We start from the raw sequence: 21,343 nt of genomic DNA, 5'->3' as shown, positions 1-21,343 counted from the left end.
CTACAGTAACCTGCGCCAAGGCAGCCACCAACAGGTGGCAGGAATGGATTCTGGCCCGCTGTCCGGTGGGCTCTGACAAGGAAGTTAAAGCATGCACACGGCTATCAGTCCGACTATCTATACCCTCGGCCCCGAGGGTACCAATTGCGCCACCGCCGCGCAGTGGTGGCTTGACTCTCGTGAAGAGCGCAATGGCACGCAGCGAATTGTTCTGCATGAGACGCTTGAGCAAGCCTTTGATGAGTTGTCCGGAAAACAGGACGGCTATCTTTTAAGCTGCGCCGCCTATCCCGATTTGCATACACTGATTTTTACCCGCCTGGGCGATATGGAGTTGTGCGACAGCTTCATCATGCCGACCCATTCCATGGTGCTTGCCAGTCGTACCAGCGCCGACCAGATAAAGAGTGTGGCAACCCACCCCGCGCCCCAATCCCTGGTGGCCAGCCATTACCGCAAGGTGTTTGCCAACAGCAATGCCGATGCCGCCGTGCTGTGCAGCACTGGCCAGGCAGATGCGTGCGTGACCACCGTGGTCGCGGCAGACCTGCATGAACTGAACATCATTGAGGATTTCGGCCAGGTGCCGATGGCCTTTCTGGTCCATTCGCTGAAGCGAGCCGACCATGCAAAAGCCTGAACCGCTGTCGACCCTGGTCAATATCGTCAATGAAGTGCGTGCCCGCCAGGAACTGGATGGCAGCATCAAGGCCCCGGACCTGGCCGACCAGGCCCGCATCAACCGCTTGATCGCCGAGCTTGACCGGCACGCCGCAATGATCGACGGGCTGTCTGCGCCGCTGCTGACGGCGACGCTGGAAGACCTGGGCAACTGGCTGAAGAATGGCCTGGATCAACGGCCTTTGTTCGATAAGACACTCGCCAGTTTCAACACCCCTGCACCCGGCGACGCCTTGTTTCTTCTGGCCCCCATGCGCGCGACCAACGGCCCAGACCCCGAAGGCTTTCGGCTGGAGCTGGTCACCGGCTACCGCAGTGAAACCCCTTACCTGGCAAAGGCCGCGCAGTACACCGAGCACTACGTGGCACCGTTTCAATGCATCAAGCTGGGAGCGGCCTCGAAGGGGTTCCTGCAAGGCAATTGCATTGTGCTGTTTCCAGAGTCCGTGGCGACGGCAGCCAAGGTCGATAAACAGACCTTCGCGTTGTTCTTCTTCAGCAAGTTTCTGCGTATCTACAACGAGCAGACACTCGTCGAGGCAGACCGCTTGTTCGGGCGCCAGAGCCCGTTCCTGTTCGGCCAACTGAGCAGCCGCCAGATGTCTGAGTCAGACATGTACGACGCGCGTTGCCTGTGGGGTTATTACCACGACTATGCGCACCACACCGGGCCACGCCCGTTGGACAAAAACCTCTACATAAAGCTGAATTGGTTTACCGGCCTGCTGGAAGAAACCAAGTGTGACCTGATTACGGTGCGCCTGGTGCTGGAACACCGTCCGGACTTTTGGCGTGAAATCGCCGAGTTCATCCTGCTCGAACGCATGTTCCGCTACCCCAAAGGCTCGGACCAGCACATGACGTTCGATGCCGGCACCGGGATTTTGCTGTTCGAGATGCTGATCAATGCCAAGGCATTGATCGAAACCGAGCACGGTCACCTCACCTTCGACAGCGAACGTCTTGGCCAAAAGCTGGTGTCGATGATCGCCGATATCGAGGCCCTCGAAGCACTCGACGACGAGGCCTATCTGGCGGGTGCCAAAGCTTATGTGCAGCAGCATCTGGGCGCACCGCAAACCCCACTGGCACGCTTCAATTTCCCGGCCACGCACTACGCACGCCGCGTGCTGGCCGAGTGCCCCCAATGAATGCATTGAAGGTCCGCCTGCTGCTGTTCACCGTGGCCATTCTCGCGTTGTTCTCGATCAGTTGGCTGCTGTCGAAAAGCCTGCTCGGTAGCCTTGCGGTGATGCATGCCGTTGGGCTCAGGCTGTGGGCCACAACGGCCGCCTTATGGCTGATCGTGGCGTTCAGCACACGGCCGCCGCAGGCTTCCAAGCCCCTGCTCGCCAGGATGCCGGGTTTTTTCATCCTGTCGATCCTGGGGTTCTCGCTCTACTTTGTCTGCAGCTTCGGCGCCTTGAAAACGCTGAAAGCCAGCGACCTGACCATGGTCCTGGCGACGATTCCGGGCATTACCTACCTGCTGGGTCTGCTGACCCGCAGCCTGGGGTTTTCCTGGCTCAAGCTGGCGGGTGTGGTGATCGTCAGTGTCGCGGCGCTGGCGTTCAATACCCACACCGGCGACGTTGGCGCAGTCAGCGCCTCAGGCATTGCGCTGGCCTTGGTCGCGGCGCTTTCCTACGCCGTTTATGGCCTGCTGTCCAAGCGTTACCTCAAGGATCTGCCACTGATCAACTCGCTGGCCTGGGTCACGCTGATCGCCGCGGCGTGCTTTGTGCCGCTGTTCGTTCTCGACCCCGCGCCCTTGTTGCTCCTGAACCTTGAGGACGCGCTCAAAGTGCTGATTTTGGGCGCTGCCTGCTCGGCGCCGGTGTATGTGTTGTACCAGAAGGTTTTGGCCGAGGGCGGCGTGCTGTATGCCAATGCGATTGGCTTGCTGGCGCCGTTCGCCGTGGTCACCGGTGAGTGGTTGATCGGCTCCGGCACGACCTTGGGTGCAGTAAAAATCGTCGCGATGATTGCGGTCATGGTGGGGATCACCCTGTTATTCATGGATGCATCAGGCGCCTCGGGCTGGACGTTCAAGCGTCGCGCCCCAAACCCACCGGTTAGTGAGGAAATACAATGAAAAAGCTCGCGTTGGTTTGCCACCGCAGTGCCAAGTTGTCCTTTGTATTTGAGGCCGCAGAAGCGGCAGGTATTGAGCTGGTACTGATTTACGACACGACCGAAAGCGCCCCCGCGCACTTGCCGGCGGTTACGTCGACCTGGCAGCTGCCGGTGTTCGACGAGCCTCAGGTGGCGCTGGAAGCGTTCGCGGCCGGCGCGCAAGAGAGAGGGATTGGCGGGGTCATGACGGTTCGCGAAGAAGCGATCATCTGGACGGCGCTGGCGGCGCAAAAAATCGGTACACCTGGCATCGATCCCCATGTGGCGGCGCTGGCCCGCAACAAGTACCTGATGCGCCAGGCCTTTGCCGAGGCAGGCTTGAGGTCGCCGGGCTTTTGCTACATTGATAACCCCCACGACCTCTCCCAAACCCGCGCCCTGGGCTTGCCCCTGGTGATCAAGCCGCTCTCCGGCTGGTCGAGCACCGGTGTGATGCTGGCCAAAACGGCCGAAGAGCTTCCCGGCCTGGTCAACGCTGTTTGGGAGGTACAGAGCAAGGACCTGGCACGTTTCTATGACCAGGACAAAGCCGCAGGCCTGGTTGTTGAACAGTATTTGCCGGGTAAAGAATTCGTGGTGGAGTGCTTTGTCGACATCGAAGGGGTGCATGTCCTGGCCGTGGGCGACAAGGGCCAACCCGAAGGGCCCTGGTTTGAAGAAACGATCTACCGCCAGCGTCGAGATATCGACGACCCCTTGATCATGGCGCTGTGCGAAACCGCGCGCGCCGGGGTCAAGGCGTTGGGCATTACCATGGGCGCCGCCCATGTGGAGCTGCGCCTGGATGCCAAGCAGCAAGCCTACGTGATTGAAATCGGCGCACGCATAGGGGGCTCGGGGGTCTCGCACTTTGTGGTGGAACAGAGCACCGGCGTGTCGTTCGCCGCACTGTGCATGAAGGCTGCCCTGGGTCTGCCGACCCCGGCACTGCCCGATGTACTGCCGGCCGCCAGAGTGGCTGCAAACTACATCATTCCTCTGCGCGGCGATGGCCGTTTCAACGGTTTCAGCGGGCTGGAAAAGGTCGAGCAACACCCAGAAACCGCACGGATCGTCACCTTTTTCGAGGCCGGACACCTTTCACCACCCCCTCCCGCGTTTGGCGGCTACCCAGGGTTCATCTTCTCGGTACATGCCTCGGATGAGGCGGCGAACGCGTACCACCAATGGCTTGATGCGTCATTGAGCATCAACTGGAACCAATAAATACCACCCGTAGCCGGGTTCGGGAGTCGTGATATGGAACATCCGCAACTGGATTGGAATAACCTGGGCTTCAGCTACAGGAAAACCGACCTTCGTTACATTGCACACTGGCGTGACGGTCAGTGGCAGGAAGGTGCGCTGACCGAAGATAACCAACTGCATATCAGCGAAGGCTCAACCGCGCTGCATTATGGCCAGCAGTGTTTTGAGGGGATGAAGGCCTACCGTTGCAAGGATGGTTCGATCAACCTGTTTCGCCCCGATCAGAATGCTGCCCGTATGCAGCGCAGTTGCTCACGGCTGCTGATGCCGCCCGTCTCGACCGCGCAATTCATCGATGCCTGCAAGCAGGTGATCAAGGCCAACGAACGCTTCCTGCCGCCCTACGGAACAGGCAGTTCGCTGTATCTGCGACCTTTCGTGATCGGTGTGGGCGATAACATCGGTGTGCGTACCGCGCCGGAGTTTATCTTCTGCGTGTTTTGCATCCCGGTCGGCGCGTTGTTCAAAGGCGTGTTGCAACCGAGCAACTTCATCATTTCGGACTATGACCGCGCCGCCCCCAATGGCACGGGCGCTGCCAAGGTCGGCGGGAACTACGCGGCCAGCCTGCTACCCGGTACCGAGGCACGGCAGGCGGGTTTTGCCGACTGCATTTACCTCGACCCGCTGACCCATAAAAAAATCGAAGAAGTCGGCTCGGCCAATTTCTTTGCCATCACCCATGACAACACCTTTGTGACGCCGCGTTCACCTTCAGTATTGCCTGGCATCACCCGCGCCTCGCTGATCGAGCTTGCGCAAAGCCGTCTGGGGCTCAAGGCGGTGGAAGAAGACGTGTATATCGACAACCTCGCGGCTTACAAGGAAGCCGGTGCGTGCGGCACCGCAGCGGTGATCACACCGATCGGCGGTATCCGCTACAACGATCACCTGCATGTATTCCACAGCGAACATGAGGCCGGCCCGCTGACCCAACGTCTGTTCAATGAGCTGACCGGCATCCAGAACGGCGACGTTGAAGCGCCGGCAGGCTGGATCGAAAAAGTCTAAAGCCGTGAGACGCCCGCTGTGCCGACACCCCGTGGGCGCCAGTACAGCGGGCCCATCCAGAAAAGTGGTTATGTCCGACCCACTGACCCCGTAACCGGTAAGTTGCCGAGCAACTTGAGCCCGGTGCTTTTCACGAACGTATCGTAGTCCATCGGCTTCTGGATACGGGTTTCGGCGTTGGGCAGCACATAGGCCCAGGCGCGTTGGGACGAGGCGTCGTACACCAGCTTGAACAGGCGCGTGGGCACCCACACCTTGTTGTCGCCGACGGTGCTGTAGCCGGCATCAAACAACGGGCCGGTGAACACAAACACATTGCCGCCGGCGCGCACGGCGAACTTGCGCACGTCGGCCTCGACCTTGCTCCAAATCTTGCGGTTGTTGGTGGGGTCTTGCGGCACCATGTTCGACAAGGCGAAGGACTGCGCCATGGCATTTGCGCTTGGCGCATCGGCGGCCGGGGATTGATGGCCGCGGTCCACCGCCGGGTGCTGGCTGCGATAGTCGCTCAATTCCGCGCGCGCGCCTTTGGGAATGCGCGGGTCGGGATAAAACTGGTTGGTGCGCGCTTCACCCTTGGCGTCTTTCAGCTGTGCGGCATTCAAACGCTCAACCACCACCAAAGGCGTCTTGCTGGTTTGCGAGTAGAGCACCGCAAAGTGATCCGAACACAGCGCCATGGGTTTCATCGAGGCGGGTACAGTGGCCGTGTTGATCGGCTTGGCGCCGGGAAACAGGTCCGCGCAGCCGTCGAAGGAGAGCTGTTTTTCTTGACTGGAATAGAGACCGAGGGCCGCGCTTTGGCTGATGGAGCTTGAGCGCGAAGTGTGTTCATGGGCGGGTGGTTTGATCAGGTCCAGCAGGCTGCGGGCCTGTGCGCCGGGCGAGAGCAGAACAAACGCCGACAGGCCAACTGCAATAATGCGTAAGTGCATGTTTTATATCTTAAAGTGAGGAGCCTAATGGACCCTCACTTTAACCTTTAGTGCGACGCCTGACGGATCGAATTCCAGGCCGCCCGCGCCAGGATCCCCACCTCGTTAAGGCACGCCAGCGCTTCACGCAGGATGCTGCGCCTGCCGGGGAAGCCACTTGCCGAACGGGCAGGCGGCACCATGAACGTGAAGCTCGCTTAGCGCCTAGTGCCCCGCCACCGCTGGCCCATCGGCTGACCGCCGTCCCGGTTTGAAGCCATGGGCACGCGCCGTGCAGGCAATCACCAACGCCACCAGCAGCAACAGCGCCATTGCCCATGGAAAGGAGGCGGCGCCCCACGTTTTCAGCAGCACGCCACCGACTACACCGCTGGCCGCAATGGCGCTGTTCCACGCCACCACGTTCAGCGACAGCGCCACATCGGCGCCCTCTCCGGCGGCATCGGCCAATGCGGTTTGCAGCAGTGTCGCAGCGCCACCAAAACTCAGACCCCACACGGCCACGCCAAGGTAGATCACCTGCGGCACGCTGCCGACAAAGCCGAACACCAGGGTTACCGCTGCAAACGTCACCAGGCTTGCCAGCACGGTCTTGCGCAACAGCGGTTCGACCAGTTTGGCCGTCAACCAGATCCCCAGCAGCGCGGCAATGCCGAACACCAGCAAGACTAAATCCACACGTTCAGCCAAGCCTGCACGCGCCACAAACGGGGCAATGTAGGTGTACAGAATGTTGTGTGCCAGCATCCAACTGATCACCACCGCCAGCACCGGCCGCACGCCGGGCGTGGTCAGCACTTGGCCCAGGGACAGACGCTGGTGCGCAGGCTGCGGCGGATAGTCCGGAACTTTCGCCAGCACCCACACGACCAGCAGCAGCGTCAGCGCCGACATCAGACCAAAGGTGGTACGCCAGCCCACCAGGCCACCCAGCCACGTGCCCAGCGGCACACCCAGCGACAACGCAATCGGCGTACCCACCATGGCCAGTGCCAGCGCCCGGCCCTGTTGGTGCGGCGCAACCATGCGCCGGGCATAACCGGCCAGCAGGCTCCAGGCCAGCCCCGCCGCCACGCCGGCAAAGAACCGCGCCACCAGGGTTATGCCGTAATGGGACGACAACGCGGTGATGGAGTTAAACAGCAGAAAGCCGACGATGGTCAGCAGCAACACATTGCGCCGCCGCCAGCCACGGGTGGCAATGGTCATGGGAATCACCGCCAGCACCGAACCCAGCGCGTACGCCGTGACCATCTGCCCGGCCATCGACGGCGAAATCGCCAGGCCATCGCTGATCAACGGCAACAGCCCGGCGGGCAAGGTTTCGGTAACGATGCAGATAAAGCCGGTCATGGCCAGGGCAAGCAAAGCGCCAATGGGCAGGCGGTCGGAGGACGCGGATAAGCTGAGTGAGGGTGTCACGGGAGACTCCTTGGGACGACTTAGATACTGATCGATATAAATGTTGCGTGCGCACACCGTGCGTTGTCAACGACTTATGTATCGACTAGTATTTATCTCGCTTACCCAGAGGATTCCCCACATGGCACAAATGGGCCGCCCGCGTAATTTCGACCGAGACCAGGCCGTTGAACAGGCCATGCATCTGTTCTGGCAGCATGGTTATGACGCCACCTCCCTCGCCCAGCTCAAGGCCGGCTTGGGTGGCGGTATCTCCGCGCCAAGTTTTTACGCGGCATTCGGCTCCAAAGAAGCGCTGTTCGATGAGTGCGTGCAGCGTTATCTGGCCACCTATGCCCAGGTCACCGAATGCCTGTGGGACGAGGCTTTGCCACCTCGCACGGCGATCGAAACCGCGTTGCGCCAGTCGGCGCGCATGCAGTGTGAAGACGGGCACCCCAAGGGCTGCATGGTGGCGCTGGGCGTGATGAGCGCACCCAGCCCGGAGAATGCACGGGTCGCGGACGCACTGACGCAATCGCGGGTGCGTACCCGGGCGGGCATTGTGGCCTGCGTTGAGCGCGGCATACGTCTTGGGCAATTGCCAGGCACCACGCAAGCGGCGTCGATGGCGACGGTATTTGACAGTTTCCTGCAGGGCGTTTCGATCCTGGCGCGCGATAACGTGCGGTTTAAGGATATCGACGCGGCGATCAGCCAACTCCTGCTGACATGGGACATTACGGCCGTTACCGCGTCGCCCATTCGTCCCGACATGCCAGCAAAAAATCCACAAACGCCCGCACCCGATGCGGCACATAGCGCCCATGGGGATACAGCAAGGTGAAGGGCCGTGAACGCCCGCCAAACGGCTTCAGCACTTCAACCAGGCTGCCGTCGGCCAATTCACGCTCAACGATAAACTTGTAGGTCTGAAACAACCCCGCGCCGTGTTTGGCCAGGGTTACGCCGCCCAGCACATCATGGGCAATGCTGTAACCGGCCTCTCCGGCAAACTCCTGCTCCTGGCCTTGCAGCTGGAACAGCCAGGGGATGCGCCGGCCATTGCTGGGCAGTTCAAACTGAATGCACTCATGCAATGGCAGATCGTCCAGCGTCTGCGGCGTGCCGACGCGCTGCAAGTACGCAGGCGCAGCGATAACCACCAACTCAGCATCTTCCAGCAGCCGCGCGATCAGCGACGAATCCGGCTGGGCGCGCACGCGAATGGCCAGGTCATAACCTTCGGCAACGAAGTCGATATTGCGGTTGCTGATGTGGATATCCACAGTGACTTGCGGGTACTGCGCACGGAACCTGGGCAGCAGCGGCAGCAAGCGGTGATGTGCGTAAGTGGTCGGCACACTGATGCGCAAACGCCCGGACGGCACCGCCTGCGCGCCCATCACCTGTTGCTGGGCCTCCACCAGTTGCGTCAGCGCCTGGCGGCACTGCTCGTAAAATGTGCGGCCGCTGTCGGTGAGGCGAATGCTACGGGTGGTGCGCACAAACAAGCGCGAACCCAGGCGTTCTTCCAGGCGCGAAATACTCCGGCTCACGGCGGCCGGGGTAACGCCTGCGGCCTGCGCAGCTGCAGTAAAGCTGCCGGCTTCGGCAGCCAGGCAGAACAGCTCGATGCTGCCCAGCTGCAAATCTTCGAAATGGCGTTTCATGATTGATTACATCGGCTCACTATCCGACGCCATACTTACCAGTCTCTTGCCCTTTAATACAGCGTGCCGGGCGAGAAACGCCAAAGATCACTCGCCCTCAGGGCACGGTGACAAATGCATCTGCCCCGGTTGAGTATTCAATGATGGAGGGTGTATTCATTTTAAGTTTGTGCCGCTCTATATGATCGCCTTTCATCCGCGAAAGAAAGCGGACCAGGTACACGCCTGGCTCATCAAGCTTGACGATGTACTTGAGCTCATAGGTTTCGGAAGGCCCGATATCCAGAAAGGGAAATACCAGCAAGGTCGAGCTCATACCGTCATACCGCGCCTCTGCCACATCCCAGGCAGGCCCATACACCGGCAAACCCGCGTCAAAGCGCTGAACCTTTACGATCGACAAAACACGCCGGTCCAGATTCAGCCGTGCAATGTCATTACCGCTGTTGGACAGTGTGACACCCACTTCCAGCAGACTGGCGCCGTCCTCGGCAGGCATCAGTTGAGTCTTCAAGGTCGCACCCACATGGGCGCTCAACTCGGTTTTGATCTGCATCTCTTTAAGCAGCAGTGCACTCATTTGCGAGTCTTGCTTTACGTAGTAAGTCACCCAGACCGTCCAACCCGCCACACACAACAGGGCCACGACTGAAACAAGGCTCGCGGCCACACCCACCTTGATTTGCAGGAGCTCCCAATGACTGCGTTGCCGGGATTTATGTTGAGAAGGTAAGCGGTTCATGCCAATGTTGCTCCTGATGACGGCAGGCGAACTTACGGCAACCTTCTACGATCAAGCAATACACAATTAGCCTATGTTAAAACTGGCGAATGTGCCAAAACGCCCATGCGGCGCGCGCGCTCGCTGACCCGCTCCCAGGCATTGATCGTTCCCACGCTCCGCGTGGGAATGCCGCCCCGGACGCTCTGCGTCCAGCACTTTAAAGCGTGACGCGGAGCGTCACCGGATGCATTCCCACGCAGAGCGTGGGAACGATCAGCGTGGGAACGATCATCAAGTTCGGCGCTAGAGCAATAGACTTCTGTGGCGATGGATACGCTAGAGCAGTAACCGCGAAAAATCGCAGCACGCTTGCGCCATCTGCGCCACGTCCTGGTTCAAGCCGAACTGCCGGTCCACCCGGTGCAACGCCACGTACTGGATGCGCGGCAATTCGGGCTCGGTGACCAGCGCCCGTAGCGCGCCTTGCTCGATCAAGTGCGACAAGCACGCCCTGGGCAGGTAACTTACGCCAATCCCCGACAATGCCAACCCCACCTGCACCAACAAGTTGTGGCTCGACAGCGTGCGCGGCATCTGCACGTTGTGCGCGGCCAGCCAACGCTCGTAGATCAACCCGGTGCCCGACTGCGCGCCCTGGGTAAGCACGGTGTAGTTGGCCAAGGTCTCGAGGCCCACCGGGTCGGCGTCGGGGATCAGGCTGGGTGCGCAGATCCAGGCATTTTCCACGCTTTGCAGCGCGGTGCTGTGAAAGCGTGGGTCGCTGAACACGTCAGGCACGATCACCAGATCCAGCTGGTCGCTTTCGAGCTTGCGGAACAGCTCGCTGCTGAGTTCCACCGAAGGCTCGATCTGCACCTTGGGGTAAGCCTGGCGCAAGGTTTCGACGAGTGCCGGTAACCACGTCAGCGCGGTCAACTCGGTGACGCCCAGGCGAAACCTGCGCACCAGCACTTCACGGGCGCTGACCCGTTCGAGCAACTGGTCGCGGCCTTTGAGCAGGTCGCGGGCATAGTCGAGTAGCTCGCCGCCCTTTTCGGTCAGCCGCGCGTTGCGTTTGCTGCGGTCGAACATCTCTACATCAAAGGTGTCTTCCAGCTCCTGGATGCGCTTGGAGATGGCCGACTGTGACATGTTCAACTTGTTGGCCGCCGCTTCAAAACTGCCCAGTTCAGCGATCCAGTACAGCGCGTCGATTTGCTTGAAGGTGATCACGGCAACCAACTCATTAGAAAAATCGATGCTATCACATCATAAAATATCGCTAAAACTGTCGGTTTATCACTCCTAAGATCCGGCCATAGCCCTTCGCTATCTGACGACTCTGGAGATTTGCCATGTCCTTGCCCGGTTCACGCATCCTTCCCAACGCCCCGATGGCTCCGGCCGAGCTGGTCGAAGCCTTTGCCCATGTGGTCACCCCGCATATCAGCGACAACCTCGGCCGCCATATCGGCGCCCGTGGGCTGACGCGTTATAACCGCAGCGGCAAGCTGGTAGGCACGGCGATCACGGTCAAAACCCGGCCCGGCGACAACCTGCTGATCTACAAGGCCATGAGCATGATGCAGCCCGGCCATGTGCTGGTGGTGGACGGCCAGGGCGACATCAATAACGCGGTGATCGGCGAGTTGGTCAAGCTCTACGCCCAGCAACGCGGCTGCGTGGGATTTGTGATCGACGGCGCGATTCGTGATGTCGCAAGCTTTGAGGACACGCCCTGCTACGCTCGCGCCGTCGTACACACCGGGCCTTACAAAACCGGGCCTGGCGAGGTGAATGTGCCGGTGTCCATCGGCGGCATGCTGATCAACCCCGGCGACTTGCTGGTGGGTGATGAAGACGGGCTGGTGGCTTTTTCCCAGGCTGACGCGGCTCAAGTGCTGCGCCGTGCCGGGCAACATGCCGAGCACGAAGAAGCGGTGAAGGCCGAAATCGCCACGGGCGCGGTGCGCCAAGGCTGGATAGACAAAGTGCTGGTAAACGCCGGCTTGGCGGAGTGAACATGAGCACAGCCTTTCTTTCCGAGCGTGTGCTCGGCATCGCGCCGTCGCCGAGTGTGGCCGCCAATGCCCTGGTAACTGAACTGCGCGCCCAGGGCCGCGATATCGTCAATTTCACCGTGGGCGAGCCGGACTTCGACACCCCGGCGCATATTCTCCACGCCGCCCGCCTGGCGATGGAGAGCGGCGACACCCATTACACTGCTACCACCGGCACCCTCGCGCTGCGCCAGGCCATTTGCCTGAAGCTCTCCCGCGACAATGATCTGGTCTACGGCCTGGACGAAGTGGTCGCCGGCTGCGGCGGCAAGCACATCATTTATCACGCGCTGGCCGCCACGCTTAACCGCGGCGATGAGGTCATCGTGCATACGCCGTACTGGGTGTCCTACCCGGACATGGCACGGCTCAATGACGCCACACCGGTGATCATCCCCGGCGATGAACACCAGGGCTTCAAATTGTCGCCCGAGGCGCTGGAACAGGCGATCACCCCGCGCACCAAATGGGTGATTCTCAACAGCCCCAACAACCCCAGCGGCGCGGTGTACAGCGAAGCCGAACTGCTGGCCCTGGCCTTGGTATTGCGTGCACATCCCCACGTGCTGGTGATGGCCGATGAGATCTACGAGCACTTTGTATATGGCAATGCCCGCCACGTGCCGCTGACGCGCCTGGCGCCGGACCTGAAACCGCGCACCCTGATCATCAACGGCGCTTCCAAGGGCTACGCGATGACCGGCTGGCGCTTGGGTTTTGGCGCAGGGCCGGCGTGGTTGATCGCCGCTATTGCCAAGTTGCTGTCGCAAACCACCACCTGCCCCAGCTCGTTGAGCCAGGCCGCTGCGGTGGCGGCCTTTGCCGGTGAGCAGGCACCCATCACTGCCATGCGCGAGGAATACGTGCGCCGCCGTGCACTGATGTTGGACCGCTTGGCGGGCATTCCCGGCGTGAGCGTGACCCCACCGGACGGCGCGTTCTATGTGTTCGCCAATGTCAGCGGGCTGATGGGCAAGCTCACGCCACAAGGGGAAACCCTGGAGAGCGACACGCAGCTGGTGGAGTACTTGCTACGCGATTACGGCCTGGCCACGGTCAGCGGCGCGGCGTACGGCATGTCGCCCTATGTGCGCCTGTCCTTCGCAAGCGCGCCAGACGTTATCGAAGAAGGTTGCCGTCGCCTCCGGGACGCGTGCCACGACCTGCGCTGAACCCGGCGCAACACCCGGCGGCCAAGGGATGGCCGCTGTTTTGACTGCCTAGAACAACAACTTAAAAATCATTGATCGCAAATGAGGCATTCCCATGCACACGCCCCGCATCGCGCTGGTCTGGCAAATCATGATCGGCTTGCTCGCCGGCATCGCCATTGGTGCCCTGTTGCACCGTTTTCCCGAATCCCGGCCGTGGCTGGTAGAGAATATCCTGCAACCGGCGGGCGATATTTTTATCAAGCTGATGAAGATGATCGTCGTGCCTATCGTGTTCTCTTGCATGGTGGTGGGCATTGCCGGGCACGGTGACGGCAAGGCCCTGGGCCGTATCGGGGTCAAAACCCTGAGTTATTTTTTCTGCATCACCACCCTGGCGATCATTGTCGGGCTGGTGTTGGGCAACCTGCTCAAACCCGGCGCCGGCACTGAGCTGGCCAGCCTGCATGCGGCGACTGTCACCCTGCCTGCCAGCGGTGGCAGCGGCCACAGCCTGGGGCAGATCATTGTCGGCATCATCCCCGACAACGTGATCAGCGCCATGGCCCAGGGCAGCCTGTTGTCGGTGCTGTTTTTTGCGGTGATGTTCGGCCTTGCTGTGTCGCGCTTGCCCGCCGAACGCAAAGACCCGGTGATCGCGCTGATGCGCGGGGTCTCGGATGGCATGTTCAAACTGACCTCGATGATCATGGCCTACGCGCCCATCGGCGTGTTCGGCATGATCGCCGTCACCGTGGCCAACTTCGGTTTCAGCGCGCTGCTGCCATTGGCCAAACTGATCATGGTCAGCTATGTGTCCATCGTGTTTTTCGTGCTGGTGGTGCTCAACCTGGTTGCGCGTTTGTGCGGGATCAACCTGTTTGCCTTGATGCGGCATATCAAGGATGAACTGGTATTGGCCTTCTCCACCGCCAGCTCCGCGGCGGTGATGCCACAATTGATGAAAAAGCTCGAAACCTATGGCGTGCCGCCGTCGCTGGTGAGCTTTGTGGTGCCGGTGGGTTACTCGTTCAACCTCGACGGCGCCTCGCTGTTCCTCGGCATCGGCACGTTGTTTGTGGCGCAGTTGTATGGCATCGACCTGAGCCTGGGCGATCAGGCCTTGCTGGTGGTGACCATGGTGCTCACCTCCAAAGGTGCGGCCGGTGTGCCGGGGTTTATGTTTGTGATTCTCTCCGCCACCTTGGGCAGTGCCGGCTTGCCGCTGGAAGGCGTGGCGATTATCGCGGGGGTTTATCGCTTGATGGAGATGCCGACCACCGCGCTGAATGTGTTGGGCAATGCGTTGGCGCCGATGGTGATTGCCAAGTGGGAGCAGCGTGAGGCCAAACCGGCTTTACCGGCCGATGCCAAGGGCTTTCGCACACGTGCCTGAGCACACTCCGTTCATGTGGTGATCAGGATTGTCCTGCTCGCCACAGTGCAGGTATTCGTCCTTAACGGGTGCCCCGGCGCCGGCAAGACGCTTTGCGCCAGCGGGTCCAGGTGTTAGAGGCCGGATTGTATAAGCCTGCCACAACCGACACTTACCGCTGACGCACATCCCGCAACACCGGCTCTTTTTCACGGGCACTTCGCCAAAATTCAACGTCACGCTCTATACCGAGCGTAGCGACACCGCGTCGCAGCGCCTCCTCCAAGCCAGCGATGCTCATCAGGGCGAGTTCGATAGCCCGACAAGCCGCGTCAGGATCAGCGAACGACGTCAAATCGCAATTGACGCTCAAGTGGTCTGTGCCTGCATCCCCTGTGGACAGGGTCAACTGCAAGGCAAATGACTGGCCACACCGGCGCCATAGGGTCTGGCAGACAGTCGAGAGGCTGAGTAAATTGCCGCAAAAATTAAAGCTCGTATCACTGCGCCCCTGCAGGATCAAGGTGCCGACCCGCTGTTGCGAGGTGGGCAGCAGCGTAGCGATGTCCCCCGTGTCATAACGGATAACCGGAACAATAGGCGCCTTCAAATCACTGAGATACAACTTGCCCTGGGCGTCGACCTCGGCCAGTACCCATTTGCTCAGGAAATCATAATGACCCGGCGGGTGTGCAGGGGTTGAAACGCCCACCAGGCCCATCTCGGTATTCCCATAAAGGCCATAAAACTCGGCCTTCGGCCAAACCGTTCTTATGTAATCTTGCTTAGCGCCGGAGAACGCTTCGCCGATATAAATCACTTTTCTGATATCCAGCACTACATTGGCTTTCAACGCCATGTGAGCGGCCTGAATAATACCGCCCGGTGTCGCCAGCAAGGCGCTGACTCCCACTTCGCGGCAGATATCCAGGCACCCCTCGGGGCAGTCCTGCGCGTCCAGACGCCCGACAGGCAAAACGGTGCAGCCAATCGGCTCCAATAATCGCGAAAGCCCCTCGTACAAGCAGCCAAATCCGCCAGGCACCAGTAAGTTGGCCACGACGTCCTGACTGGAAAACACCCGCTGCCCTAAAAAGCGACGCAGCTCCACTGCGTAGGCGTCTCGCGAGACACTGGGCCAAAAATCATTGGCCACAACCAGCGGAGAGGCGGTTGTACCCGACGAACTGACCAAATAACAATGACGCAAACGGCCCTCATCACGCAGCTTCTCCACCACACCCTGAAGTGTGGTCTTTGAAGATACAGGGTACAGACGGTCAAACTGTTCATAGCTCAGCGCCCGTGGGTAACCCGAGTAACCCGCCTCACGATAGTGCTCAACCATACGGTCAAAAGACTGCGCATCAAAAAAAGAGTGATTTAGCATGCAAGCCGCCTTCCCTGCAGAACCTGGCTTAAAAATAGGCGAGGTACTCATCCTTAAGAAACCGCCAGTTCTCGGGACTCAACTGCGCCCCGTTCAGCGCTGACGCGGTCAATTGCTCAAACACCTGCACGTCTGCCCACAGAGCAGCATCGTCAGCATGGGAAAAAGCTGCATTCATCGAAGACGAAAACAGGTCACTGGTTTTCTTGAAGGGCTGCCCTTCTTCGACATTCAATTGAACCCCTATCAGGCTGCTGAGCTGGCTGACCGCTGCCGGCAAACCCTCAGGCGTCCCCCCGAAAACACCGGGTGAGGTGCTGATAACGTCACTGATAATGCCAGGCTTGATCAGCCGCGCATCAGACAGCTCAGCGGCCGGCGCGAAACTGGAAAAGTACAGTTGTTCCAGTAAGTGAGGGGCGTAACAGTGCGCGAACAGCACCGGGGTGATGGTGCCGTGCAATCGCGCGCCCACTTCGATCATCACAGGGCCATTGGGGCTGTCCAGCAACTCCATATGGATTGCTCCGTTTTCAATCCCCATGGCTGAAGCCGCGTGTTTGGCATAGTCGACCAAGGCCCGCACCGCGTCGGAGCTCGGGTCCAGCAGGAAGGTGAATTTCTTCACGAACGGGCAGCCTTCAATACCCAGTTCATCACAGCGGATATAGCGACAGACGGACGCAACAACATAGGTGCCCTGCTGCGCGACCATATCGACAACGTACTCTTTGCCGGTGACAAAGGGTTGCAGCACAAAACAATCATTGTCCGACCATGTTGAAGAAAAGCCGCCCCAATCCGCGGCAAGAATCGCGCTCTGCAACTCAGCGCGGTTTCTGCAAAAAACCACGCCTTCACCGCCTGCCGACGACTGCGGTTTGAGCACACAGGGGTACGCATCCCAGTGTTCCAGAACCGACTGCGCAGCTGCCTTCCCTTCCAGCACGTGTGTCGATATACACGCCAGACCCGCCTCTGCCAGCGCGCGCTGCATCGCATCTTTATGGCGACGTAACCGAGAGTAAGCGGGGTCATTGCCAGGTAAGCCATGACGCTCGCTCAAGATATCGGCGATGAATACACCGTTCTCGCTGCCGGCGAGGATGATGTCGAAAGGCAGTTCATCAGGCCCCGGTACCTGTTCGGCAGAGATAAAAATCCCTTGATAGAGTTCGGCATTGAATTCGCCTTTCTTTTTCTCGCTCAAAGTCGGCATTTTGCTGACTTTATCCATCTCCATGACGGCGTAGCAGTCAACACCCTGCTCCTTCAGGTACCCCACTAACAGATTTGCATTGGAGACGGGGTTGGTGATCAGACAGCGCTTAGTCATCGTATTAATCCCTGCTGATGCCTGGCGGTAGTTGACGAAATCGTTGCGCACAAAGAACGATGTTGAAATGCGACTTCACCAGGCGAACCAGTTCGTCAATCGTTCGAACGTTGTAGCTGGAGCGACGCTTGCCCTGGACACACACCAGCGTGCCGTTTTGCAGGATGTCGCCCCCTTCTGAATGAGGGCGGGCACAAATGAAATGGCTGGCAAACAGGGAGGTGGGGGCATGGGTGTTGTAAAAGTGAGTCACGCGAAACTCTTCATAGTTGTAGTCTGCATCACGGACAACCAGCAGGCCCTGCCAACACTCGCCGCGCAGGTACTCCACCAACCAGTCACGATTGCCCAGCCGCGTGACGCGATAGCGGTGGCAACCCTGCACTTGCGTCAGCTGATCATCACGCTCATCAAGCGAAAGCGGCCTTATGGGGCCGCGCAGACCAAACCCGACATCGCATAGCCAGCGTTTTCCCTGCGCACTGACCACCAGCGCCATGTGCGTAGACAACTCACGGCATACGCCGTGCGCGAATGTCTTGGCCAAGGTGCGCTGCACCGAGAACCCAAGGCTTTCCAGGGCCTGCGCAAAAATGCCATTCATGTGCGTACAACCACCGCCCCGTTGCCCGTACACGATTTTTTGAGCGACGAGGTTCAATGCAAACGGCACCTCTACGTCCAGAAATCCATCTGCCATATCAAATGGAATATGGGTGACGTGCGCTTCGTGCAGACGGGCCAGGCTGGCAAGATCCGGTTGGCTTGCGTCAGGGTTGCCCACGCGCTGAAGATACGCGCCCAACCATGGCGGGCTGTTCTGTTGCGCCGTGGGGCAAACCTCCAAGGGTTCATCCAACATTTTCGCCATTCCCCACACGCAGCAAACTGCCAGTGGTTGAAAGGCGCCGGGTTGCCAGCAGACACACGGCCTCGGCGACTTCTTCAGCCGTCATTACCCGTCTTGCGGGAATCGACTTGAGAATCTCCCTGACCTGATCACCGGCGAAAGCCTGAAACATGTCCGTATCCACAAAGCCCGGAGAAACGCAGTTCACTCGCACATCAAAGCGCGCCAGTTCGATCGACAGGCCCATGCTCAGGCGTTCAATCGCGGCTTTGGCGCAGCCATAGGCTGTATTACCCAACTTTATTTTTTGCGCGGCAACCGAACCGATATTAATAATATTGCCGTGGCGTGCCTTTGCCATCAGCGGGGCAAACACCTCACAAAAATTCAGCGTGCCGCCAAAATTGTTTGCCATCACTTGTTCAAACGTGGACGGCTCTTGACTCAAGAACAACCCATCGCGCGCGATGCCAGCATTGTTGACCAACACTGAAGGCAGAGGATGGCCCTGAAGTTGCGTGCAGAACTGTTCAACCTGACGCCTGTCGCTACCGTCAACGCGCGCCGTGATTGCACTCGGGCCGAACTCGCACGTGAGGCGATCTGCAGCGGCTTCATCCTTGAAATAGGTCGCGAAAACGGTAAATCCCTCCGCGATTAACTTGCCTGCAATCGCGCGGCCTATTCCACGCGTTCCTCCCGTTACAATAGCGGTCTTAGTCATACATGACGCTCCCTCGACAATGTACAGAACGTGAAGTCTTCAGGACAAAGCCGACCTCCTTGGCGCCCGGCCGGTCGAACCCTGAAAACTGTAAATCCAGACACTCCCCTGGTGTGATCGGCGCCATAAAGACCACTCGTTTTACACGCAGGGACGCACCCGGCAGCAGGTGCCGGCAACAACTCAGCACAAAACCCACCGTAAACGCACCTGGAACAATCGGATGCCCTGGAAAATGCTCATCAAAGATCGAAGCGACCGCGTCCACCTGGACCAACACCGAGTGGTTTTCGTCTATTGACTCCAGTGACGTGGTAAACACTTCATACCGCACGGTTTCTTTCTCCCTGAGCCAAATAGTAATCCGGGTATTTTTGAGTAAACACCACGGCGCACAAGATCGTGAAGTAAGACATCAATAAGTAAATCGGCCAGTAGTCGTTAAACATCAGACTCAATACAGCAAGTCCAAAATTAAGGCTGAACACCGCATTCCACATCAAGGTGATATGTTTATTGATGAAAAAGAACGCCGGCGTGTGCCAGACTTCCTCCGGAGCTTCCAACTTTGCATACTGCAGCGTGAAGGGTTTGCCAATACAATAAGAGCCCCACCCGGCCACTGCCAACAAGGCGTAGATCAGCGGTTTAGTGTATGACAAGCTGAAAAATCCGGGTTCAGCATACGAAATACAAGCGACCAGAACAAAGCCACACGCGACACTCCAATCAATAACAAACTTGTGCTTCAAGCCCTTGTAGCACAGCACAATCAAGACCACTAATGACAACAATGCCGCCTCGGTATAACTCCCCGATCGCCAGGTCAGAAAGTAAGGAAACAACAACGGAGGAATAATAAGATTGATCATGACATGCACACCCCTGGGGAGCAGAACGCAAAAGGCATCCCGGCCGATTTAATTCATGGCTGCGTGGCCATGACCGTCACCAAACAAAACACCTCATCGTATTGAGTGGGGTCGCTCGACGAGAAAACCTGCACCGTGCCGCCACGGGGCTCATGGGAGACCTGGCCAAATAAATAGCGCGCCTGGCGCAGGTCTCCCGCACTCAGATTACGCAACGACACCGGCAAAAACCGCTCGGCCACTGACACCGCACCGGCGCTCGCCCTCACACACCTCACCGCGAACTGGTGACACAGCTCAACGGTGACCAGACTGGCGTCGTAGCGAGCAATAAACATCTCCAGCACATCAGGATCCAGCCGAACACGGAACAGCTCACCATGCCTTTCCAACTCAGGACACAGTTCCAGATAATTCATGAAGCCTCCCACGGCGTCTTGTCAGCCCGCTGACCGTCCCGGCACCCGGCGCCCCTCATGTCTTGTTGACACACGTGGCATCGGCAATGCCGTCTCGCGCATACCGATTCAGAATCGACAGCATCTTCCACGCGCGTCCGCACAACAGCCCGATCGTCAAACCCGACGCCACGCCAATCAAGACCACCATCGGCAATGAACTGGCGAACACTCGATCTGTCGCCTGCTCATAACCGATGTAATATTTAATGCCGAAAAAAAACATCGAGAGTATCAACAGCTTTAATGAGCCCGGCACTGAAATGGAGTGCCGGGCCTCCCCTTGGGTAATACCGTGATAGTCAAACCACAACGCTGCGATTGCCCAGCCGACTAATAACCCTGCCACCCAGGTGCCCATTGAAAGCAGTGGATGCGTGGCATAGTCCATTGCCGCCAATGACCACACCACAAAGATGACCGGGCTGAGCAAGAGGGAACGACGTGTTTCAGTACTTCTAAAACAGGCCATCACGCCGTAATAGAGAAGCATGAAAAAAACGGCATACACCCACAGTGGCGTTTCACGCAATATAACAAGCATGGGTATCCCTCAATGATGAGATCGTACGGAATAAACAGCACTGCTAATCGGGCAGCCAACATGGTGAGCCACTAACTTCAAAGCATCCTGACCCGGCAGCCCGACGGGGCGATAGATAAACTGCTTCCAGCCTTCGGTGTCACGCAACACGATCCGAAGTTGTGGCTGCCGACAGGTATCCAGAATACGTTGCACCACGCGAGACCGCGGGGACACGGTCATGGACACCACCACCACGTCATAACTGCCGTAATCAAAATCTACGCCGTCCGCCTCCACCAGGTTCAAACGTTCAGCCGGGATATCCAAGGCGCTCAGCGCGCCATGGAGCCCTTGTCGGGCTTTCACAATCGCGCTGTGATCACTATCAATACCCGTCACCACAAAGGATGTTTTCTGCAGGTACAGTAAAATACTCAGCGGCATCGCCCCCACACCGACCTGGCACATCCGCCCCAGGCTACCGTCAAGACTCTTGAGTTCAGCGCTGACCATGCGTTGATAAATCCGGTAGAAAAAACGGCTGAGCGGGCTGCCCTCACTCAACAGGTTTGCCCACTGCTCGCTCAACGTCGACTCGAACAACTGCTCTATCTCAAGCACTTTTCGCTGGCAGTCAGCCATCCGACTGCGCTCGCTACTGTGCGCGGTCTCATCCGAAAAGTTCAGCGGGTAGTTGTTCAATACAATCAATAAATCCGAATACGCTTGAAAGAGTTCACCCTGCCAACGCTGCTCTGTGGGAATGGCCAGCAATCTGTCGATACGCATTGA

The 21,343-nt window shown here is 58.9% G+C and carries 23 protein-coding genes; 9 read left to right on the top strand and 14 right to left on the bottom strand.

The window, feature by feature from the left end:
- Positions 1–91: 91 nt before the first annotated feature.
- Genes BLV67_RS24955 through BLV67_RS24935 form a run of 5 tightly spaced genes read left to right on the top strand, consistent with a single transcriptional unit; the run spans position 92 to position 5,076 of the window.
- Positions 92–640 carry a type 2 periplasmic-binding domain-containing protein gene (locus BLV67_RS24955; RefSeq protein WP_069786571.1) on the top strand — a complete coding sequence of 183 codons (549 nt, stop codon included), beginning with the start codon at positions 92–94 and terminating at the stop codon, positions 638–640.
- Positions 627–1,832: a DUF6421 family protein gene (locus BLV67_RS24950; protein WP_069786570.1), complete on the top strand. Its 1,206-nt coding sequence runs from the start codon at positions 627–629 to the stop codon at positions 1,830–1,832. The genes BLV67_RS24955 and BLV67_RS24950 overlap by 14 nt, the downstream gene beginning before the upstream one ends.
- On the top strand, positions 1,829–2,776 hold the full coding sequence (locus BLV67_RS24945) for a DMT family transporter (RefSeq protein ID WP_074854542.1): 948 nt from the start codon (positions 1,829–1,831) through the stop codon (positions 2,774–2,776). The genes BLV67_RS24950 and BLV67_RS24945 overlap by 4 nt, the downstream gene beginning before the upstream one ends.
- Complete coding sequence (locus BLV67_RS24940) at positions 2,773–4,023, top strand: ATP-grasp domain-containing protein (protein ID WP_069786569.1); 1,251 nt, start codon at positions 2,773–2,775, stop codon at positions 4,021–4,023. Before BLV67_RS24945 ends, BLV67_RS24940 begins: the two co-directional genes overlap by 4 nt.
- A gap of 33 nt (positions 4,024–4,056) precedes the next feature.
- Complete coding sequence (locus BLV67_RS24935; protein ID WP_056861168.1) at positions 4,057–5,076, top strand: branched-chain amino acid aminotransferase; 1,020 nt, start codon at positions 4,057–4,059, stop codon at positions 5,074–5,076.
- Positions 5,077–5,144: 68 nt separating this feature from the next.
- On the opposite strand, the gene BLV67_RS24930 is transcribed toward BLV67_RS24935, so the two are convergent.
- Together BLV67_RS24930 and BLV67_RS24925 are read right to left on the bottom strand one after the other, a co-directional pair.
- Positions 5,145–6,011 (bottom strand): DNA/RNA non-specific endonuclease, encoded by an 867-nt coding sequence (locus BLV67_RS24930; protein WP_069786568.1) that lies wholly within the window; start codon positions 6,009–6,011, stop codon positions 5,145–5,147.
- 204 nt (positions 6,012–6,215) lie between these two features.
- Positions 6,216–7,433: an MFS transporter gene (locus BLV67_RS24925; RefSeq protein WP_069786567.1), complete on the bottom strand. Its 1,218-nt coding sequence runs from the start codon at positions 7,431–7,433 to the stop codon at positions 6,216–6,218.
- A gap of 121 nt (positions 7,434–7,554) precedes the next feature.
- On the opposite strand from BLV67_RS24925, the gene BLV67_RS24920 reads away from it, so the two are divergent.
- Positions 7,555–8,259 carry a TetR/AcrR family transcriptional regulator gene (locus tag BLV67_RS24920; RefSeq protein ID WP_074854541.1) on the top strand — a complete coding sequence of 235 codons (705 nt, stop codon included), beginning with the start codon at positions 7,555–7,557 and terminating at the stop codon, positions 8,257–8,259.
- Here BLV67_RS24920 and BLV67_RS24915 read toward each other — a convergent pair.
- From BLV67_RS24915 to BLV67_RS24905, 3 genes are all read right to left on the bottom strand, one after another.
- Positions 8,162–9,085: a LysR family transcriptional regulator gene (locus BLV67_RS24915; RefSeq protein WP_065931382.1), complete on the bottom strand. Its 924-nt coding sequence runs from the start codon at positions 9,083–9,085 to the stop codon at positions 8,162–8,164. The two genes, BLV67_RS24920 and BLV67_RS24915, sit on opposite strands and share 98 nt — an antisense overlap.
- A 97-nt stretch (positions 9,086–9,182) precedes the next feature.
- Positions 9,183–9,827 (bottom strand): hypothetical protein, encoded by a 645-nt coding sequence (locus BLV67_RS24910; RefSeq protein ID WP_069786566.1) that lies wholly within the window; start codon positions 9,825–9,827, stop codon positions 9,183–9,185.
- Positions 9,828–10,145: 318 nt separating this feature from the next.
- Positions 10,146–11,042 carry a LysR family transcriptional regulator gene (locus BLV67_RS24905; protein ID WP_069786565.1) on the bottom strand — a complete coding sequence of 299 codons (897 nt, stop codon included), beginning with the start codon at positions 11,040–11,042 and terminating at the stop codon, positions 10,146–10,148.
- Between the two features lie 122 nt (positions 11,043–11,164).
- On the opposite strand from BLV67_RS24905, the gene BLV67_RS24900 reads away from it, so the two are divergent.
- From BLV67_RS24900 to BLV67_RS24890, 3 genes are all read left to right on the top strand, one after another.
- On the top strand, positions 11,165–11,830 hold the full coding sequence (locus BLV67_RS24900) for an RraA family protein (protein ID WP_069786564.1): 666 nt from the start codon (positions 11,165–11,167) through the stop codon (positions 11,828–11,830).
- Between the two features lie 2 nt (positions 11,831–11,832).
- Positions 11,833–13,041 carry a pyridoxal phosphate-dependent aminotransferase gene (locus BLV67_RS24895; RefSeq protein ID WP_069786563.1) on the top strand — a complete coding sequence of 403 codons (1,209 nt, stop codon included), beginning with the start codon at positions 11,833–11,835 and terminating at the stop codon, positions 13,039–13,041.
- 94 nt (positions 13,042–13,135) lie between these two features.
- Positions 13,136–14,416: a cation:dicarboxylate symporter family transporter gene (locus BLV67_RS24890; protein WP_069786562.1), complete on the top strand. Its 1,281-nt coding sequence runs from the start codon at positions 13,136–13,138 to the stop codon at positions 14,414–14,416.
- A gap of 151 nt (positions 14,417–14,567) precedes the next feature.
- Here the strand turns inward: BLV67_RS24890 and BLV67_RS24885 are convergent, their stop codons facing one another.
- From BLV67_RS24885 to BLV67_RS24850, 9 genes are read right to left on the bottom strand one after another with little or no spacing between them, the layout of a single operon-like run.
- Entirely contained in the window at positions 14,568–15,785 is a 1,218-nt protein-coding gene (locus tag BLV67_RS24885) for a phenylacetate--CoA ligase family protein (RefSeq protein ID WP_065931376.1), read from the bottom strand.
- Positions 15,786–15,813: 28 nt separating this feature from the next.
- Positions 15,814–17,121 carry an ATP-grasp domain-containing protein gene (locus BLV67_RS24880; protein WP_083269333.1) on the bottom strand — a complete coding sequence of 436 codons (1,308 nt, stop codon included), beginning with the start codon at positions 17,119–17,121 and terminating at the stop codon, positions 15,814–15,816.
- Positions 17,122–17,125: 4 nt separating this feature from the next.
- Positions 17,126–17,983, bottom strand: a complete 858-nt coding sequence (locus BLV67_RS24875; protein WP_065931374.1) for an arylamine N-acetyltransferase family protein — start codon at positions 17,981–17,983, stop codon at positions 17,126–17,128.
- Positions 17,973–18,695, bottom strand: coding sequence for an SDR family NAD(P)-dependent oxidoreductase (locus BLV67_RS24870; RefSeq protein ID WP_069786560.1), 723 nt, complete (start codon positions 18,693–18,695; stop codon positions 17,973–17,975). The genes BLV67_RS24875 and BLV67_RS24870 overlap by 11 nt, the downstream gene beginning before the upstream one ends.
- On the bottom strand, positions 18,688–19,029 hold the full coding sequence (locus BLV67_RS32700; RefSeq protein ID WP_139114109.1) for an ApeI family dehydratase: 342 nt from the start codon (positions 19,027–19,029) through the stop codon (positions 18,688–18,690). The genes BLV67_RS24870 and BLV67_RS32700 overlap by 8 nt, the downstream gene beginning before the upstream one ends.
- Complete coding sequence (locus tag BLV67_RS24865; RefSeq protein ID WP_065931372.1) at positions 19,019–19,567, bottom strand: hypothetical protein; 549 nt, start codon at positions 19,565–19,567, stop codon at positions 19,019–19,021. Before BLV67_RS24865 ends, BLV67_RS32700 begins: the two co-directional genes overlap by 11 nt.
- Before the next feature lie 53 nt (positions 19,568–19,620).
- Positions 19,621–19,986: a hypothetical protein gene (locus BLV67_RS24860; protein ID WP_069786559.1), complete on the bottom strand. Its 366-nt coding sequence runs from the start codon at positions 19,984–19,986 to the stop codon at positions 19,621–19,623.
- A gap of 55 nt (positions 19,987–20,041) precedes the next feature.
- Positions 20,042–20,569 (bottom strand): DUF6622 family protein, encoded by a 528-nt coding sequence (locus BLV67_RS24855; protein ID WP_065931370.1) that lies wholly within the window; start codon positions 20,567–20,569, stop codon positions 20,042–20,044.
- Between the two features lie 9 nt (positions 20,570–20,578).
- On the bottom strand, positions 20,579–21,340 hold the full coding sequence (locus tag BLV67_RS24850; protein ID WP_163005565.1) for a hypothetical protein: 762 nt from the start codon (positions 21,338–21,340) through the stop codon (positions 20,579–20,581).
- Positions 21,341–21,343: the final 3 nt, after the last annotated feature.

Source organism: Pseudomonas salomonii (genome assembly GCF_900107155.1).
GTDB lineage: Bacteria > Pseudomonadota > Gammaproteobacteria > Pseudomonadales > Pseudomonadaceae > Aquipseudomonas > Aquipseudomonas salomonii.
Note: the sequence above shows the minus strand (reverse complement) of the source record. Positions and strands in the feature narration are given on the sequence as shown.